Raw genomic sequence first — 17,658 nt, 5'->3', positions numbered from 1 at the left:
GTCGAACCATGAAACAGCCAATCAAGCGTATTGCTCTCGCCACCCTGACCGCCACTGCCCTCGGCCTGTCGCTGGCGTCCACGGCGTTCGCCCAGCCGGCCGAGGCCGTGCAGCCGACCCTGCTGGCCGCCAATACCAGCGTGGACAAGGCCGAGCAGGCGGTGTCCGACACCTGGATCACCAGCAAGGTCAAATCCAGCTTTATCGCCGACCAGAGCCTGAGCGGCCTGGACATCAAGGTCGAGACCAATCAGGGCGTGGTCGCGCTGTCCGGCGTGGTGGCCAGCGAGGCCGAGCGCGAACTGGCCATCGCCAAGGCCAAGGAAATCGAAGGCGTGCGTGACGTGTCGGCCGACGGCCTGAAAGCCGCCGACTGATAAGTGAGCGTGGCGGGTCGAGGCCCGCCGCTTCGCCAACCACAGGGAGCCATGACCATGAACAGCGACATCATCAAGGGTAAGTGGAAGCAGCTCAGCGGGCGCATCAAGGAGCGCTGGGGCAACCTCACCGACGACGACCTGGACGTCGCCGAGGGCCACAGCGAGTACCTCGCCGGCAAGCTGCAGGAACGCTATGGCTGGACCAAGGAGAAGGCCCAGCAGGAGTTGCGCGACTTCAGCGACAAGCTCTGACGCCGCGTTACAGACCAAGGCCCCGCCGGCATCGCCGGCGGGGCCTTGGCGTATGTGCGCGCATCAGATGCCGCGCTTGCTGCGAATCTCCACCAGGCGCCCGCCCTCGAAGCGCAGGAAGTGGTACATGCCGCCGCGTGGCCCGTAGGTCCATTCCTCGACGGCGACCTCGTTGCGAAAGCCGTACTGGTCGAGCACTTCCTTGTAGCCGAGAAAGTCGCGGCTCAGCGGTTCACCGCATTTGCCCTGGACTTCGCTGATCGGCGCGCTGGTGCTGACCAGGGCGCTGCCGCAGCGGTAGGTGGAGGAGGCTTCGGCCAGCGGCAGGGCCAGCAGTAACAGCAGCGGGGCGTGGTTGAGGCGGATCACTGGCGGTTCCTGGTGTGGTTTCAGTGCTGACGACGGCGTTCGATGGCGACCAGGCGGTTGCCCTCGAAGCGCAGGATGCTGAGCATGCCGTTGCTCGGCCCGTAGACCCATTCCTCGACCAGGTATTCGCGGCGGTCGTAGGAGCCCAGGGTGTAACCGATGGGATCGCGATGCAGCGGCTCGCCGCACTTGCGTTCGACCTCGAAGGGACGGTCGCCGAGGCTGACCAACTGGCTGCCGCAACGCAGGGTATCGGCGTGCAGGGGGGCGCTGGCCAGGGCGGCCAGCAGCGCGTAGAGGGCGGTGAAGGGGCGACGACGCATGGCGCTACTCGCTGTCCAGGTGGAGCGGGGTGAGCACGCGGCCATCGGCCTCGGGCTCTCCTAGATTGACATCGATCAGGTACAGGCGTTCGTCGGCCAGGCCGCCTTGGGCGACCAGGTAGTCCTTGATCGCCGCCGCGCGTTGCTGGGCCAGCTGGCGCAGCAGCAGCTTGCTCTGCGCCCAGGAGTCGAGCACGGCCTGGCGCATACGCTGATGACGCTGCTCGTCGTCGAGTTCGGCCCATTCGGCCGGCGGCTGCTGCTTGAGGCGGGCGCGGTAGATGCCTTCGAGCAGGATCGCCTGGTCGTCCTCGTCCACCACCAGCTCGTCGGCGCTGGCCGGCACCTTGTCGCCGCGGCGCTGCAGCATCTTGTACCAGGTCTCGCGGAACTCGCGTTGCAGACGCTGCTCGGCCAGCAGCGGGCCGTCGGCGCGCTGGGCACTCTGGCCTTCCACTTCCAGGCGCAGCGCCGGGCGTTCCTGCAGGGCCTTGGCCAGGGTGTCGAGGGCCTGGCGTGCGTCGTCGCCCAGGGCGTCCGAGCCGGCGTCGAACGGCACGGTGCTGAGGTCGACGTCGCTGCCGCCGGCGACCAGGCCGGCGACGAACTTGAACGGTGCCTGCGCCGCGCGCAGCACCAGGTTGCGCAGGGTCTGCCAGACGATGGGCATGACGCTGAACTCGGGGTTGTTGAGGTCGCCCTTGACCGGCAGCTCGATGGCGATCTTGCCCTCGGTGTCCTTGAGCAGGGCCACCGCCAGGCGGATCGGCAGGTCGACGGCGTCCGGGCTGTCGACCTTCTCGCCCAGCTGCAGGTTCTCCACCAGCACCTTGTTCTCGGCGTTGAGCTGGCCCTTCTCGATGCGGTAGTGCAGGTCGAGGTTGAGCCGGCCCTTGCGGATGCGGTAGCCGGCGAACTTGCCGGAGTAGGGGGTGACGGTGGTCAGCTCGACGTTCTTGAAGCTGGTGGCGATGTCCAGGCTGTTGAGCGGGTCGAAGGGGGTGAGCTTGCCCTTGACGCTGACCGGCGCGTACTTGTCCACCTTGCCTTGGATGTCGACGCTGGCGGCCTGCGGGCTCTGGTTGTCGAGGATGCCGATGCGCCCGTTCATCTGCTGGATGGCGGTGGCGAAGCTGGGGGTCAGGCTGAAGTCGGCGAAGTTGGCCGAGCCGTCGTTGATGGTCACGCCGCCGATGCGCACGGCCAGCGGTTTGCCCGCATCCGCCTGAGCCGCAGCCGGCGCGGCAGGCTGCGGCACGATCAGCTCGCTGACGTTGGTGCTCAGGTTCTCGTTGATCACGAAGCGCGCATAGGGCTGATCCAGCTCGACCTGGTCGATGGCCAGGCTTTCGCCGTGGCGATAGTCGAGGCCGTTCACCCGCACCTGCTGCCAGCGCAGGAAGTCGCGCTCGCGCAGGGTATCGAGGGTGTGCAGCTGGTCGAGCCTGGCGTTGCCGCTCACCTGGAGCGCCAGCGGTGCGGTGCTCTCGAGTTGCACCTCGAGGTCGCTGCCGAGCAGGCCGCTGCGCAGTTCCAGGCGGATAAAGGGGCTGAGGTAGGCCTGGGCCAGGCGCAGGTCGATGTCCTGGGTGGCGACCTTGAGCTGGGCGCTGGTGGGCTGCAGCTGCACCTGGCCGGCCGCCTGCAGCTTGCCCTGTTTGCCCAGGCCGGTCTCCAGCTTGAGGCCGAAGGGCTTGTCGCCGAGGCTGTCGAAATCGCTCAGCTCGAGGTTCAGCGGGCCGACCTCCAGCGCCACCTCCTGCTGCGGCACGCGGTCGACCAGGTGGGCCTGGTAGTCGCGCAGCTGCACGTCGCGCAGCAGCACCTGCCAGGGCTTGCTCGCTGCTTCTGCCGGCGCCGGCTCGCTGGCTGCCGTCGGCTGGCCGGCAAACAGCTTCTGCCAGTCCAGTTCGCCGTCGGCCTCGCGCGCGGCCCAGGCTTCCAGGCCCTGGCTGCGTACCTGGCCGATGACCACCTGCTGCTTGGCCAGGTCCAGGCTGGCGTCGGCGACGTCGAGGCGCTGCAGGCGCAGCAGCGGCTTGCCTGCGGGGCTGTCGATGGCGAAGGGCGCCAGCTGGATGGCGAGCTTGCTCAGTTGCAGCTCGGTGCCGCTGGAAAGATCGAGGCGGTAGTCGCTGCTGAGGTCGATCTGGCCCTCCTTCAGCTCTAGCGGCAGGGCATCGCGCACGTAGGGCCAGATGGCACGCAGGCGGCCGTCGCTGAGCTTGAGGCTGCCGCTGGAGGTGAGCGGCACCAGGCCTATGCGGCCCTGCCAGTCGATGCGGCCGCCATGGGGGCCGGTGGCGGCCAGGGTCATTGCGGCGTTGTCGCCTTCCAGGGTGCTGAGGTTGTGCAGTTCCAGGTTGAGCGAGTCGTAGGCGAACTCCACCGGCTCGCTGGGGCGCAGGTCCTGGAAGTACAGGGAGTTCTCGCGCAGGCCGACCTTGTCGATGCGCAGCGGGAAGGGTTCGCTCGGCGGCGCTGCGGCGGCGTCCGCCGGGCTCTCCGGCAGTTTGAACAACTGCGTGAGGTTGAGCGTGCCGTCCTTGGCGAACAGCACCTCGGCGTGCGCGCCGTCCAGCTCGACCTCGGCCAGGTGCAGGGCGCCGCTCCACAGGCTGTCCAGTTGCAGGTTGGCGTACAGCTGCGTGAAGCCGAGCTGTTGCAGTTGCGGCTCGCCGATGGCCAGGCCCCACAGGCGCAGCTCCAGGCTGAAGGGGTTGAGCTGCAGGCGCTGCAGGCTGGCCGGCACGCTGGCGTACTGCGTCAGTTGCTGGTTGGCGATGCGCAGGGCGATGCCCGGCAGAATCAGGAAGCCGATCAGGCTGTAGAGGAAGAGGGCGATCAACAGGGCGCTCAGCGCGCGCTTCAGTCCTTTGGGCATGGCGAGGCGTCATCTATCCAGACGAAGAGATGCCTTGGAGTATGGCACGCCGGTTCGGTTCCGGGCGTGCGCCGCGCCGCGCATTTTTCTCTGCCGTGGGCCGCTCAGAACCTCAGGATCAGGGTCTTCAGCGGCGGCTTGGCGTCGTGCGAGGGGAAGTCGGCGGCCGGCGCCAGCACCTGGCAGTCGCCTACCGGGCGGCCGAGCTTGGCGGCGCAACGCAGCACCTGTTCGCGCCAGTCGGCCAGCTCCACCTTCGCCAGGTTGTTGCAGCACACCAGCGTGCCGCCCTCGGCGGTGGCCAGGATGGCCGGCTTGAGCAGGCTCTGGTAGTCGCGCAGCAGGTCGACGGTGCCGAAGGCGCTCTTGGCCCAGGCCGGCGGGTCGAGGAACACCAGGTCGAACTGGCGCGGCGCCAGGCGCGGGTAGGCCGGCAGCTTCTGCCCGCGGCGGCTGGCGATGGGCAGGTCGGCCAACTGGCGGATCGCCGGGAAGTAGTCGGACTGGACGAACTGCATGGCCGGCAGGCCGGGGTTCAGCGCGCCGTTCTCGCGGCCCACCGCCAGGTTGCCTTCGGCGAAGTCGAGGTTGACCACCTCGCGCGCGCCGCCGGCCGCGGCGCAGAGGCCGACGCCGCAGGTGTAGGCGAACAGGTTGAGCACGGACTGGCCGGCGCTGTTGGCCTTGATCCAGCCGCGGGCGTTGCGCAAATCGAGAAACAGCAGCGGGTCCTGCCCGGGATGGCGGCCACGCACCCGGTAGTTCAGGCCCCATTCCTGGCCGAGCATATCGTCCAGCGCCTCGGGCGTGGCCTGGTACACCGCGTCGCGGCGGTCGACGCGCGAATTGCCGCCTGCGCGGTCGTTGTAGACCAGGTGCAGGTCGAGGCCGAGACGCTCGTTGATGGCGCTGTGCAGCGCGAGCAGCACTTCGCGCTGCAGCGGTTGGTGAAAACTTTGCACCAGCAGCTGCGGGCCGTAGCGATCGAGGGTGAGGCCGGGGGCGCCTTCCTGGCTGCCGTGGAACAGGCGGTAGCAGTCGGTGCCTTGGGCGTGCAGCTCGGCCAGCAGCGACTGGCGGGCAGCGAGGGCGGCGGAGAGCGCCTGGTCGAGAGAGGACATGCGCGGCGTCTCGGAACGGGAGGGCGCGCAGTTTACCAAGAAAAACGCCGGCTCTCGGCCGGCGTTGCGTAGGTTGGGCTGAGCGCAGCGAAGCCCAACGGCGGGCTGCAGGGCACGACAGGTGCCTATCCCGTTGGGCTTCGGGGCTGCGCCCCTCAACCCAACCTACGATGCGTGCAGGGCGGGTGAAGCGAGGGGCGTTCGCGAATTACACCCGCCCTACGGTCAGGCGCGTTCGATCGCCAGCGCCACGCCCTGGCCGCCGCCGATGCACAGGGTGGCCAGGCCCTTCTTCGCGTCGCGCTTGATCATCTCGTGCAGCAGGCTGACCAGCACCCGGCAGCCCGAGGCGCCGATGGGATGGCCGAGGGCGATGGCGCCGCCGTTGACGTTGACCTTCTGCGCATCCCAGCCCAGTTCCTGGCCGACCGCCAGGGCCTGGGCGGCGAAGGCCTCGTTAGCTTCGATCAGGTCCAGCTCGGCCAGGTTCCAGCCGGCCTTGTCCAGGCAGCGGCGGGTGGCCGAGACCGGGGCGATGCCCATGATCGCCGGGTCGACCCCGGCATTGGCGTAGGCCTTAATTTTGGCCAGCACCGGCAGGCCGAGCGCCTGCGCCTTGGCCGCGCTCATCAGCAGTACCGCGGCCGCGCCGTCGTTAAGGCTGGAGGCATTGCCGGCGGTAACGCTGCCGTCCTTCTTGAACGCGGGCTTGAGCTTGCCCAGGCTTTCGGCCGTAGTCCCGGCGCGCGGCTGCTCGTCGCTGGCGAAGGCGACGGGCTCGCCCTTGCGCTGCGGGATCAGCACCGGAGCGATCTCGGCGGCGAAGCGAGCGCTCTCGATGGCGGCGCAGGCCTTCTGCTGCGAGGCGGCGGCGAAGGCGTCCTGGGCTTCGCGGGAAATCCCGTATTTCTCCACCAGGTTCTCCGCGGTGATGCCCATATGGTAGTCGTTGAAGGCGTCCCATAGTCCGTCGAGGATCATGCTGTCCTGCAACTGGGCGTGGCCCATGCGCAGGCCGGTGCGGGCCTTCGGTAAGACATAGGGCGCCAGGCTCATATTTTCCATGCCGCCGGCGATGATCACTTCGGCGTCGCCGCAGCGAATCGCCTGGGCGGCCAGGTGCAGGGCTTTCAGACCCGAGCCGCAGACCTTGTTCAGGGTCAGCGCCGGCACGGCGTGGGGCAGGCCGGCGCGGATGGCCGCCTGGCGCGCCGGGTTCTGCCCGGAGCCGGCGGTCAGCACCTGGCCGAGGATCACCTCGTCGACCTGAGCGCCGTCGAGGCCGGTCTGCTCCAGCAGGCGCTTGATCACGATAGCGCCGAGCTCGGGCGCGGGAATCTCGGCCAGGCTGCCCTGGAAGCTGCCGATGGCGGTGCGGGTGGCGGCAACGATGACGACGTCTTGCATGTGCAGATCCTCGATTCGGTTCAGACAATGACCGGAAAGACGCTGATGGTCGCATGGCTGGCTGTGACCGGCCAGCCACGCCTGCTAAGGCGCCAGGCGACGGCGGGCGCGCTGTGCGGCGCTGTTGCGCACGGCCCAGCGCAACAGGTTGGCGGTGCGCTGCACGCTGGCGCGGATCAAGGGGCGGCGCCAGGCCGCCTGGCGTTCGCCGAGCAGGTCGCTGGCCCAGTCCGGCAACAGGTCGACGCCGGCCTGCAGCATCAGGCTGCCGAAAGGCTTGGCCAGGATGCTCGGCATCGGCGCGGCGTAGAGCAGTCGCACCACTTCGCGGGTGCACTCATCGCAGAGCAGGTGCGGGCGCAGGCGCTGCAGATAGTCGGCGATGGCCTGTGTCGATTTTGGGACCTCCTGCGCGCCGAGGCGTTCGGCGATTAGCGCTACTTCGCGGTAGTAGCGATCCTGCTCGGCCACTGGCAGCTGCGGGTCGACGTAGCGCAGGTAGCCGGCGAGAAATTGGCTGACCTCGGAGACATGCACCCAGGTCAGCAGCTCGGGATCGCTGGCGCTGTAAGGGCGACCGTCCGGCGCATGGCCGACCACCTGCAGGTGGATGCGGCGCACCTTGTCGATCAGCTGTTCGGCATCGTGTCGGCCGCCATAGGTGGTGCCGGCGATAAACAGGCTGGTGCGGCGCAGGCGGCCGAGCATGTCCTGGCGAAAGCTGGAGTGATCCCAGACGCCGGCCAGCGCCAGCGGGTGGAGCATCTGCAGGAGCAGCGCGGAGATGCCGCCGACCATCATCGCGGTGAAGTCGGCGTGCACTTGCCAGACCATCGACTGCGGGCCGAACAGGCCGGCATCGCCGCGCGGTTGGTCGAGGTCGAGCACGCCCAGCGAGGCGCCGGTGAGGCTGTGCACCTGTTTTTCGATCTGACGACGTAGGCTTTCCATGGCGCGCAGTGTCGAGCCTTGGTTCGGCAGACGCAAGACAGAGCCCCGTAGGGTGCGCCGTGTGTACCTTCACACGCCGCGGCGGCTTCCGCGGTGCGCGCGGCGCACCCTACGTTGGGTTCAGCGGTTCAGCGGTTCAGCGGTTCAGGCGCTGGCCGATCAGGCTGTCGACCACGCTGGGGTCGGCCAGGGTCGAGGTGTCGCCCATACTGTCCAGCTCGTTGCAGGCGATCTTGCGCAGGATGCGTCGCATGATCTTGCCCGAGCGGGTCTTGGGCAGACCCGGCGCCCACTGGATCAGCTCCGGCTTGGCGAAACTGCCGATCTCCTTGCCGACCAGGGCCAGCAGGTCCTTCTTCAGCTCGTCGGACGGTTCCTGGCCATTCATCAGGGTGACGTAGGCGTAGATGCCCTGGCCCTTGACGTCGTGCGGGTAGCCGACCACGGCTGCTTCGGCCACCGCATCGTGCAGCACCAGCGCGCTTTCCACCTCGGCGGTGCCGATGCGGTGGCCGGAGACGTTGATCACGTCGTCGACGCGGCCGGTGATCCAGTAGTAGCCGTCCTCGTCGCGGCGCGCACCGTCGCCGGTGAAGTAGTAGCCGGGGTAGGGCTTGAAGTAGGTGTCGATCATGCGCTGATGATCGCCGTAGACGCTGCGGATCTGGCTCGGCCAGCTGGCCTTGATGGCCAGCACGCCGCTGCCGGGGCCGTCGATCTCCTTGCCCTGTTCGTCGAGCAGCACCGGCTGCACGCCGAAGAAGGGGCGGGTGGCCGAGCCGGGCTTGAGGTCGGTGGCGCCGGGCAGCGGGGTGATCAGGATGGAGCCGGTTTCGGTCTGCCACCAGGTATCGACGATGGGGCAGCGCATGTCGCCGACCACATGGAAATACCATTCCCAGGCCTCGGGGTTGATCGGCTCGCCCACCGTACCGAGCAGACGCAGGCTCGAACGCGAGGTGGACTTGACCGGCGCCTCGCCTTCGCGCATCAGCGCACGCAGAGCGGTGGGGGCGGTGTAGAAGGTATTGACCTGGTGCTTATCGATCACCTGCCAGAAGCGCGAGGCGTCCGGGTAGTTGGGCACACCCTCGAACATCAGTGTGGTGGCGGCGTTGGCCAGCGGGCCGTAGACGATGTAGCTGTGCCCGGTGACCCAGCCGACATCGGCGGTGCACCAGTAAATGTCGCCCTCGTGGTAGTCGAACACGTATTTGTGGGTCATCGCCGCACCGAGCAGGTAGCCGCCGGTGCTGTGCAGCACGCCCTTGGGTTTGCCCGTCGAGCCCGAGGTGTAGAGGATAAACAGCGGGTCCTCGGCGTCCATCGGCTCGGCCGGGCAGTCAGCCTCGACCTCCTTGAGCGCCTGGTGATACCAGAGGTCTCGGCCTTCCACCCAGGCCACGTCGCCCTGGGTGCGCTCGACCACCACCACGGTGGAAACGTTCGGGCAGCTCTGCAGGGCCTTGTCGACGTTGTTCTTCAGCGGGATGTATTTGCCGCCGCGCACGCCCTCGTCGGCGGTGATCACGGTACGGCAGTCGGCATCGAGGATGCGGTCGCGCAGGGCATCGGGCGAGAAGCCACCGAACACCACCGAATGCACGGCGCCGATGCGCGCGCAGGCGAGCATGGCGTAGGCCGCCTCGGGGATCATCGGCATGTAGATGCACACCCGGTCGCCCTTCTTCACGCCACGGCTTTTCAGCACGTTGGCCAGGCGGCTGACGTTGTGGTGCAGCTTGTTGTAGGTGATATGCGCCGACTCGGCCGGGTTGTCGCCTTCCCAGATGATGGCGATCTGTTCGCCGCGCTGCTGCAGGTGGCGGTCGATGCAGTTGTAGGCGACGTTGAGCTGGCCGCCCTTGAACCATTCGGCACGGCCCTGTTTCAGGTCGCTGGTGTGCACCCGGTCCCAGGGCTGGAACCAGTCGAGGAAGGCCTTGGCCTGCTCGGCCCAGAAGCTCTCGGGCTGCTCGACGGACTGCCGGTACAGGCGCAGGTAGGCGTCGTTGTCCAGGTGCGCGCGCTGGCGCACCGCGTCGGCCACGGGGTGGCGGGTGATCTCGAACATGGCGGGGTCCTTGTTGTTGTCTGTCCGCAACGTCCCCAAGGGTGCACCCAAGCAGGCGCTCGGTTCAAGTGCGTCGCTTGCCTGAGCGCCGCGATAGCGGTGATGCCCGCGCCGGGCGCCTGGGTATCGCTGCGCTCAACCCAGGCCAGCAGATTGTGCGATCAGCCGCGATGATGCTCGCGGAAGTGCTCGATCAGGCCCTGGGTCGAGGCGTCGGCGGCGGCGCTGTCGACCTGGCCGACCAGGCGCTGGTAGACCTCCTTGCCCATCTCCTTGCCCAGCTCCACGCCCCACTGGTCGAAGGCGTTGATGCCCCAGATCGCGCTCTGCACGAACACCTTGTGTTCGTACAGCGCTACCAGGGCGCCGAGGTTGAACGGCGCGATGCGGTTCATCACCAGGATATTGCTCGGCCGGTTGCCGGGAATCTCCTTGTGCGGCGCCAGGCGCTGCACCTCGTCCTCGCTCAGGCCCTTGGCGCGCAGCTCGGCCTCGGCCTCGGCGCGGCTCTTGCCCTGCATCAGCGCCTGGGCCTGCGACAGGCAGTTGGCGAACAGCCACTGGTGGTGGTCCGACAGCGGGTTGTAGCTGTTGACCGGGACGATGAAGTCGGCCGGCACCAGCAGGCGGCCCTGGTGCAGCAACTGGTGGTAGGCGTGCTGGCCGTTGCAGCCGACGCCGCCCCAGATCACCGGGCCGGTGGCGATGTCCAGGGCGCTGCCGTCCTGGCGCACGCTCTTGCCGTTGGATTCCATGTCCAGCTGCTGCAGGTGCTTGGTGAAGTTACGCAGGTAGTGGTCGTAGGGCAGGATCGCGTGGCTCTGCGCGCCCCAGAAGTTGCTGTACCAGATGCCCAGTAGGGCCATCAGCACCGGCATGTTCTCCGCCAGCGGCGCCTGGGTGAAGTGCTGGTCCATGGCGTAGGCGCCGGCCAGCAGTTCCTTGAAGTTGGACACGCCGATGGCCAGGGCGATGGGCAGGCCGATGGCCGACCACAGCGAGTAGCGGCCGCCGACCCAGTCCCACATGGGGAAGATGTTCTGCTCGCCGATGCCGAACTCGATGGCCGCCTTGCGGTTGCTGGTCACGGCGATGAAGTGGCGGTGCAGCTCGGCCTCCGGGCCGCCCATGGCCAGGTACCAGTCGCGCGCGGCCAGGGTGTTCTTCAGCGTCTCCAGGGTGCCGAAGGACTTGCTGGAGACGATGAACAGGGTGGTTTCTGGGTTGAGCCGGGCGGTCAGCTCGCGGAACTCGCTGCCGTCGATATTGGCCAGGTAGTGGCAGCGCACGCCGCGCTGGGTGAAGGGGCGCAGCGCCTCGGAGACCAGCTGCGGGCCGAGGAAGGAGCCGCCGATGCCGATATTGACCACCTCGGTGATCGGCTTTTCGCTGTAGCCGCGCCACAGGCCGCTGTGGATGCGGCTGACCAGTTCGGTCATCTGGTTCAGCACGCGGTGCACCTGCGGGATGATGTCCACGCCATCCACCACCAGGCGCCGGCCGATCGGGCTGCGCAGGGCGGTGTGCAGGGCGGCGCGGCCTTCCGAGGCGTTGACCGGCTCGCCGTTGTACAGGGCGTCGATGGCGCCTTGCAGACCGGCCTGCTCGGCCAGCTGGATCAGCAGCTCGAGGCTGCGTTCGTCGATCAGGTTCTTCGAGTAGTCCAGTAGCAGGCCGCAGCTGTTCAGCGAGAAGCGCTGGAAGCGGCGGGCGTCCGTGGCGAAGGCCTCGCGCATGCTGAACCCGGCCATCTCGGCGCGGTGTTGCTGCAGGGCGTGCCAGGCGGGCAGGCGGGTGACGTCGTGCGGCTGCTGGTAGTAGGCCATCGGGACTCCTGATGCGGAAAAACGAAAGGCCCGGAATTATCCGGGCCTGGCGAGTGTAACCGGCGGTCTCGCGGCGCAGCTACTGGGCGGGCAGCTCCACCAGCAGATTGTCGATCAGCCGGGTGCTGCCCAGGTGGGCGGCGGTGAGCACCACCAGCTGGCGGTCGTCGAGCTGGGCCGGACGCAGGCTGAGGGCGTTGCGGATTTCCAGGTAGTCCGGGGCGAAGCCGGCTGCGCGCTGCTGGGCCTGGGCCGCCTCGATCAGTCGGGCGTAGTCGCGGGCGCCGCGTTGCAGCTCAGCGGCAATGCCCTGCAGGCTGCGGTACAGCGCCGGGGCGGCGGCGCGCTGCGCGGCGTCGAGGTAGCCGTTGCGCGAGGACAGCGCCAGGCCGTCCTCGGCGCGCTGGGTCGGCGCGCCGATGATCTGGATCGGCATGTTGAGGTCGTGCACCAGGGCGCGGATCACCGCCAGTTGCTGGTAGTCCTTCTCGCCGAACACGGCCAGATCCGGCTGCACCATGTTGAACAGCTTGGTCACCACCGTGGCCACGCCCTCGAAGTGGCCGGGGCGGCTGGCACCGCACAGGCCTGCGGAGACGCCGGGCACTATCACCCGGGTCTGGTCGGCCATGCCGTGCGGGTAGATCTCCGCCACGTCCGGGTGGAACAGCAGGTGGCAGCCGGCGGCCAGGAGTTTCTCCTGGTCGGCGGCGAGGGTGCGCGGGTAGCTGGCCAGGTCCTCGCCGGCGCCGAACTGCAGCGGGTTGACGAAGATGCTGGCGACCACGAAGTCGGCGCGCTGGGCGGCGGTCTCCACCAGGGAGACGTGGCCGGCGTGCAGGTTGCCCATGGTCGGCACGAAGCCGATCTGCTTGCCCTCGGCGCGGGCCTGGGCGACGGCGGCGCGCAGTTCGCGCAGGGTCTTGACCGTGTTCATGCCGAGAACCCGTGTTCGGCGGCGGGGAAGCTGCCGTCCTTGACCGCCTGGACGTAGGCGGCGAGGGCGCCCTGGATGCTGCTCTGGCCGTCCATGAAGTTGCGCACGAACTTCGGCGCGCGGCCGGACAGCGACAGGCCGAGCATGTCGTGCTGCACCAGCACCTGGCCGTCGGTGGCGGGCCCTGCGCCAATGCCGATCACCGGAATCTTCACCGCCTGGCTGATTTCCGCGGCCAGTTCGCTGGGCACGCATTCGAGCAGCAGCATGGCGGCGCCGGCCTGTTCCAGGGCCATGGCGTCGGCGCGCATCTGCCGCGCCTGGGCCTCCTGGCGGCCCTGCACCTTGTAGCCGCCGAGGATGTTCACCGCCTGCGGGGTCAGGCCCAGGTGGGCGCATACCGGCACGCCGCGCTCGGCCAGCAGGCGGATCGGCTCGGCCAGCCAGCCGGCGCCCTCCAGCTTGACCATATGGGCGCCGGCCTGCATCAGCCGGGCGCTGTTGCTCATGGCTTGTTCATGAGTGGCGTAGGCCATAAAGGGCAGGTCGGTGATGATCAGCGCGCCCTGGTTGCCGCGTTTGACGCAGGCGGTGTGGTAGGCCATCTCCTCGACGCTGACCGGCAGGGTGCTGTCGTGCCCCTGCAGCACCATGCCCAGGGAATCGCCGACCAGCAGCACGTCGACCCCGGCCTGGCAGGCGGCCTGGGCGAAGGTGGCGTCGTAGCAGGTCAGCATGGCGATCTTGGCACCGCTGTGCTTGAGGCTCTGCAGGGTGGTCAGGGTAACGTCAGGCATTTCAAGGGTCCTCGCTCAGGCTCGGTCGCGGCTTCTAAGCGGCGGCAATCCGGCCTGGATTGGCGTAAAGGTGCGCCCGGCGGCGGGCGACGGGACGCCTATAGTCCCGATGGGGGCAGGCGAAGTCAATTGCAGGTGTTACCCGGCTGTTACGGGCGTTACCGCCAATGCGCGGGATGGCGGGTTACGCAAGGGGCCGCCCTGTGGCGGGCGCTTCAGCGGCGAGCTTGTCGGGTCGCGGCTGAAGCGCCTCCCACAGCGGCCGGCCGGGCTACTCGGCCAGGCGTTCCAGGCCGGTGAAGGGGCAGGCGGCCAGCAGTTCGCTCAGGCGGCGGCCGTCGGGCAGCTGCAGCTCGGCGGCGAGTTCGGCCAGCGGGTAGAGCACGAAGGGCCGCGCGTGCATATGGTAGTGCGGCACCCTCAGGCGTTCGTCGGCGATCAGGCGCTCGCCGAACAGCAGGATATCCAGGTCCAGGGTGCGCGGCCCCCAGCGTTCGGCCTTGCGCACGCGGCCCTGTTCCTGCTCGATGCGCTGCAGGGCGTCGAGCAGCGTCCAGGGGGCCAGCGCCGTGTCCAGCGCCGCCACGGCGTTGACGTAGCGCGGCTGGTCGGGCGGGCCGAGCGGGTCGCTGGCATAGAAGGAGGAGTGGGTGAGCAGCCTGGTGTCCGGCAACTGGGCGAGGGCGGCGAGGGCGTCGCGCAGCTGCTGCAGCGGCTCGGCCAGGTTGCTGCCGAGGCCGATATAGACGCGCTCCATCATTCCTCGCCGGCGCCGCCCGCGTCGTCGCGCTTGCGCCGGCCGCTGCTGCGCCGGCGTTTGCGTGGCGCGCTGCCGGCCGCTTCGGGCTTGCCGGCGAGGTCGCGGATCATCTGCCGGCGCTGGCTGTCGCTGGCGTCCTGGTAGTCGGTCCACCAGTCGCCGAGGCCGCCGGTGTCCTCGCCGGCATGCTCGCGCAGCAGCAGGAAGTCGTAGCCGGCGCGAAAGCGCGGGTTGTCCAGCAGCAGGTCGGCGCGCTTGCCGCTGCGCCGCGGCAGGCGCTCCTGCATGTCCCAGATCTCGCGGATCGGGATGGTGAAGCGTTTGGGCACGGCGATGCGCTGGCACTGCTCGGCGATCAGCTCGTGGGCGGCTTCCTGCATCGCCGGGATCGGCGGCATGCCCCTGTCCTGCAGTTGCAGCACGCGAGCCGGCAGGGCCGGCCAAAGCAGCGCGGCGAAGAGGAAGGCCGGGGTCACCGATTTGCCCTGGGCGATGCGCTCGTCGGTGTTGATCAGCGCCTGGCGGATCAGCTGCTCGGTGTACTCGGGGTTGCGCCTCAGCGCCTCGCCGCTGGCCGGGAACAGCTGGGCGAACAGGTCGTGCTCGAGCAGCAGGTCGAAGGTGTATTCGGCATAGCCGGCCAGGAATAACTTGAGCACCTCGTCGAACAGGCGTGCGGCGGGGATGTCGCGCAGCATCGGCGCCAGGCGGCGGATCGGCGCGGCGCTGTGCTTCTCGATGTCGAAGTCCAGCTTGGCAGCGAAGCGCACCGCGCGAAGCATGCGCACCGGGTCTTCCAGGTAGCGCTGCTCGGGGTCGCCGATCAGCCGAACCTGGTGGTTGCGCACGTCGTGCATGCCGCGCGCGTAGTCGAGGATGTGTTCCTGGGAGGGGTCGTAGTACAGCGCGTTGATGGTGAAGTCGCGGCGCTGGGCGTCGTCCTCCAGGCTGCCGTAGACGTTGTCGCGCAGGATGCGCCCGCTCTCGTGGCGCGCCGCCAGGTTGCTGTTTTCTTCGTCGTCGCCCTGCGGGTGGTTGGCGCGGAAGGTGGCGACTTCGATGATCTCGCGGCCGAAATGCACGTGCACCAGCTTGAAACGACGGCCGATCACCCGTGCGTTGCGGAATTCCGCGCGCACCTGCTCGGGGGTGGCGCTGGTGGCCACGTCGAAATCCTTGGGTTCGATGTCCAGCAGCAGGTCGCGCACGCAACCGCCGACCAGGTAGGCCTGGTAGCCGGCCTTTTGCAGGCGTTCGACCACGCTGATGGCATGGCGGCTGATCTCGTTGCGGTTGATCGGGTGTTGCCGGCTGCTCAGCACCTCGGGGGTGCTGCGCGGGCGCTGCGCGCGGCGCAGGGGCGAGCGGAAAGACTTGAACAGCTTCTTCAGCATGGGATGCACTGTGTGGAGAAATGACCGGCCAGACGAAACGATGACCGCATGATTGCTGCGGATTCTAGCATCGTGTCGGGAGAAGGTGTGTAGGGCGGCAGGCGGGGATCCGGGGAGCGGAAGCTACTGGGGGAGCCTAAGCTCCCCCCCAAGTTGGTGCGTGCTTCGTTTTTATTGTTATTGAGGGCGCGTTGTTTTTGTTGTTTCGCCCTTCCCAAACGACCGTGGTCGGTTGGGTGCTCCCTGAAAGCGGGAGCCAATAGCAAACGGATTTCTTTGGACGCTGATGCTGCCATGACACTTGCGTGATCCAACCAGTACGGGTGCTGCCTCGGGGCAGTTTTATTGTTCTCGGCCTGGTCGTGGGGCGAACCCCAAGGGCAACTCCTCTCCAAAAGAATCAGTTAGCTGCGCCTCCATCTTGTTGTTTTTGTTGTTTTGGAGTCGTTACGTCTTGTTCTTATTGTGTGGGGCTTTGCTTGTTATTGTTGTTGTGCCAGAGATAAAGCAGATGCCGTGCCAGTTTTTGCGATTCCTTGTAAATCAAGGGTTTGCGAAAGATGAGGGGTGGTCGGAGGGGAGAAAAAAGCCGGGTTTTCGTTACCATTAGACCCGGCTTTTGTTACGAGATATTGATTCGGTAACAACCCGCGGAACCTGCGTGCAGGTCGGTTGTCACCCGGCGTGCGCGGTCAAGGGCCGCTGGTCACGCCGGATTTGCGCCGCGGGATGCCCAGGCGCTGGCGGCGTTCCCACAGGCACTTGCGGCTGATGCCGAGCTTGCGCGCCAGTTCGGTCTCGGTCATGTGATCCTGGTGCTCGAGCACGAAGTGCTGGAAATAGTCCTCCAGCGACAGGTCTTCGGTGGGCTCGTGGCTGTTGCCGCTGCTCTGCCCGGCAGCCGCTGGCAGGCCGAAGTCGTCGTCCAGGTCGTCCAGCTCGATATCGATGCCCAGCAGGTCGGCGGAAATTTCCGCGCCCTCGCAGAGGATCACCGCACGCTCGATGGCGTTCTCCAGCTCGCGCACGTTGCCCGGCCAGGGGTAGTGACGGATGGCCTGCTCGGCATCCTGGGCGAAGCGCAGCGGCTCGCGGCCCATGCGCGTGCACTGGCGCGCGAGGAAGGCCTGGGCGATTTCGCTGACGTCGCTGCCGCGCTCGCGCAGGGCGGGCAGCTTGAGGGCGATGACGTGCAGGCGGTAGTAGAGGTCTTCGCGGAACTGGCCGGTCTTGGCCAGGGTCTTGAGGTCGCGGTGGGTGGCGGCGATCAGGCGCACGTCGACCTTCTGCGACTGCACCGAGCCGACCCGGCGAATCTCGCCTTCCTGCAGCACGCGCAGCAGGCGCGCCTGGGCTTCCAGCGGCAGTTCGCCGATCTCGTCGAGGAACAGGGTGCCGCCGTCGGCCGCTTCCACCAAGCCGGCGCGACCGGCGCTGGCGCCGGTGAAGGCGCCCTTCTCGTGGCCGAACAGCTCCGATTCGATCAGGGTTTCCGGAATCGCCGCGCAGTTGACCGAGATCAGCGGCGCCTTGGCGCGCTTGGACAGGTTGTGCAGCGCGCGGGCGACCAGCTCCTTGCCGGTGCCGGACTCGCCCTGCACCAGCACGTTGGAGTCGGTGGGGGCGACCTTGCGGATCTTGCCGTAGAGCTCCTGCATGGCGGCGCAGGAGCCGATGATGCCGATTTCGCCGTTGGCGTTGTCCGCCGCTTTCTCGCCTCCGCCACTGCGCGGGCTGGCAGCGTTGGCCGCGGCTGGCGTGCTCTTGGCTTCCTGGCGATCGCGCAGGATGCGCGCCACGGCCTGCAGCATCTCGTCGTGGTCGAAAGGCTTGGCGATGTAGTCGACCGCGCCCATCTTCATCGAGTCCACCGCCGAGCGCAGGCTGGCGTAGCTGGTCATGATCAGCACCGGGGTGCCTTCGGCCAGCTTGATCAGCTCGGTGCCGGGCGCGCCGGGCAGGCGCAGGTCGCTGACGATCAGGTCGAAGCCGGGAATGCCGTAGCGTTCCTGGGCTTCCTGCACCGAGCCGGCTTCGCTGACCTGGTACTGGTTGCGTTCGAGCAGGCGGCGCAAGGCAGAGCGGATAATGGTTTCGTCTTCGACGATAAGAATATGTGGCATCAATTCGGTCTCTCGACGGTCTCTGGGGCGCCGCCGATCTGCAGGCGCCCTCTGTCGCTG

15 protein-coding genes are annotated in these 17,658 nt (G+C 67.9%); 2 read left to right on the top strand and 13 right to left on the bottom strand.

Annotation, left to right across the window (positions count from 1 at the left end; genetic code table 11):
• The first annotated feature begins 8 nt into the window (after positions 1-8).
• Together ACIGKL_RS08875 and ACIGKL_RS08870 are read left to right on the top strand one after the other, a co-directional pair.
• Positions 9-377, top strand: coding sequence for a BON domain-containing protein (locus ACIGKL_RS08875; RefSeq protein ID WP_397486308.1), 369 nt, complete (start codon positions 9-11; stop codon positions 375-377).
• A gap of 57 nt (positions 378-434) precedes the next feature.
• Positions 435-632 (top strand): CsbD family protein, encoded by a 198-nt coding sequence (locus tag ACIGKL_RS08870; RefSeq protein WP_074916313.1) that lies wholly within the window; start codon positions 435-437, stop codon positions 630-632.
• Positions 633-695: 63 nt separating this feature from the next.
• Here ACIGKL_RS08870 and ACIGKL_RS08865 read toward each other — a convergent pair whose 3' ends face one another.
• The 13 genes from ACIGKL_RS08865 to ACIGKL_RS08805 form a co-directional block, all read right to left on the bottom strand.
• The gene (locus ACIGKL_RS08865; protein ID WP_397486847.1) at positions 696-998 is read right to left on the bottom strand and encodes a DUF2845 domain-containing protein; all 303 of its coding nucleotides are present in this window, start codon (positions 996-998) and stop codon (positions 696-698) included.
• A 23-nt stretch (positions 999-1,021) separates the two neighbouring features.
• Positions 1,022-1,324, bottom strand: coding sequence for a DUF2845 domain-containing protein (locus ACIGKL_RS08860; protein ID WP_397486307.1), 303 nt, complete (start codon positions 1,322-1,324; stop codon positions 1,022-1,024).
• Between the two features lie 4 nt (positions 1,325-1,328).
• Positions 1,329-4,208: a DUF748 domain-containing protein gene (locus tag ACIGKL_RS08855; RefSeq protein ID WP_397486306.1), complete on the bottom strand. Its 2,880-nt coding sequence runs from the start codon at positions 4,206-4,208 to the stop codon at positions 1,329-1,331.
• Between the two features lie 104 nt (positions 4,209-4,312).
• The gene (locus ACIGKL_RS08850) at positions 4,313-5,329 is read right to left on the bottom strand and encodes a class I SAM-dependent rRNA methyltransferase (RefSeq protein WP_397486305.1); all 1,017 of its coding nucleotides are present in this window, start codon (positions 5,327-5,329) and stop codon (positions 4,313-4,315) included.
• 225 nt (positions 5,330-5,554) lie between these two features.
• A complete protein-coding gene (locus ACIGKL_RS08845; protein WP_397486304.1) occupies positions 5,555-6,736 on the bottom strand; it encodes an acetyl-CoA C-acetyltransferase in 1,182 nt (393 codons plus the stop codon).
• Between the two features lie 84 nt (positions 6,737-6,820).
• Positions 6,821-7,687, bottom strand: a complete 867-nt coding sequence (locus ACIGKL_RS08840) for an oxygenase MpaB family protein (protein ID WP_397486303.1) — start codon at positions 7,685-7,687, stop codon at positions 6,821-6,823.
• A gap of 136 nt (positions 7,688-7,823) precedes the next feature.
• Positions 7,824-9,761, bottom strand: a complete 1,938-nt coding sequence (gene acs, locus ACIGKL_RS08835) for an acetate--CoA ligase (protein WP_397486302.1) — start codon at positions 9,759-9,761, stop codon at positions 7,824-7,826.
• A gap of 161 nt (positions 9,762-9,922) precedes the next feature.
• The gene (gene pgi / locus ACIGKL_RS08830) at positions 9,923-11,587 is read right to left on the bottom strand and encodes a glucose-6-phosphate isomerase (RefSeq protein WP_397486301.1); all 1,665 of its coding nucleotides are present in this window, start codon (positions 11,585-11,587) and stop codon (positions 9,923-9,925) included.
• Positions 11,588-11,666: 79 nt separating this feature from the next.
• Positions 11,667-12,524 carry a pantoate--beta-alanine ligase gene (gene panC, locus ACIGKL_RS08825; RefSeq protein ID WP_397486300.1) on the bottom strand — a complete coding sequence of 286 codons (858 nt, stop codon included), beginning with the start codon at positions 12,522-12,524 and terminating at the stop codon, positions 11,667-11,669.
• Positions 12,521-13,321 (bottom strand): 3-methyl-2-oxobutanoate hydroxymethyltransferase, encoded by an 801-nt coding sequence (gene panB / locus ACIGKL_RS08820; RefSeq protein ID WP_397486299.1) that lies wholly within the window; start codon positions 13,319-13,321, stop codon positions 12,521-12,523. Before panB ends, panC begins: the two co-directional genes overlap by 4 nt.
• 271 nt (positions 13,322-13,592) lie before the next feature.
• On the bottom strand, positions 13,593-14,081 hold the full coding sequence (folK, locus tag ACIGKL_RS08815) for a 2-amino-4-hydroxy-6-hydroxymethyldihydropteridine diphosphokinase (RefSeq protein ID WP_397486298.1): 489 nt from the start codon (positions 14,079-14,081) through the stop codon (positions 13,593-13,595).
• On the bottom strand, positions 14,078-15,475 hold the full coding sequence (locus ACIGKL_RS08810) for a polynucleotide adenylyltransferase PcnB (protein ID WP_397486297.1): 1,398 nt from the start codon (positions 15,473-15,475) through the stop codon (positions 14,078-14,080). Before ACIGKL_RS08810 ends, folK begins: the two co-directional genes overlap by 4 nt.
• Positions 15,476-16,167: 692 nt before the next feature.
• Positions 16,168-17,598 (bottom strand): sigma-54-dependent transcriptional regulator, encoded by a 1,431-nt coding sequence (locus ACIGKL_RS08805; RefSeq protein ID WP_397486296.1) that lies wholly within the window; start codon positions 17,596-17,598, stop codon positions 16,168-16,170.
• Positions 17,599-17,658: the final 60 nt, after the last annotated feature.

It is taken from the genome of Pseudomonas sp. NPDC077186, assembly GCF_044543505.1.
In the GTDB taxonomy this organism is placed as follows: domain Bacteria; phylum Pseudomonadota; class Gammaproteobacteria; order Pseudomonadales; family Pseudomonadaceae; genus Aquipseudomonas.
This window is presented reverse-complemented; position numbering and strand designations above follow the sequence as displayed.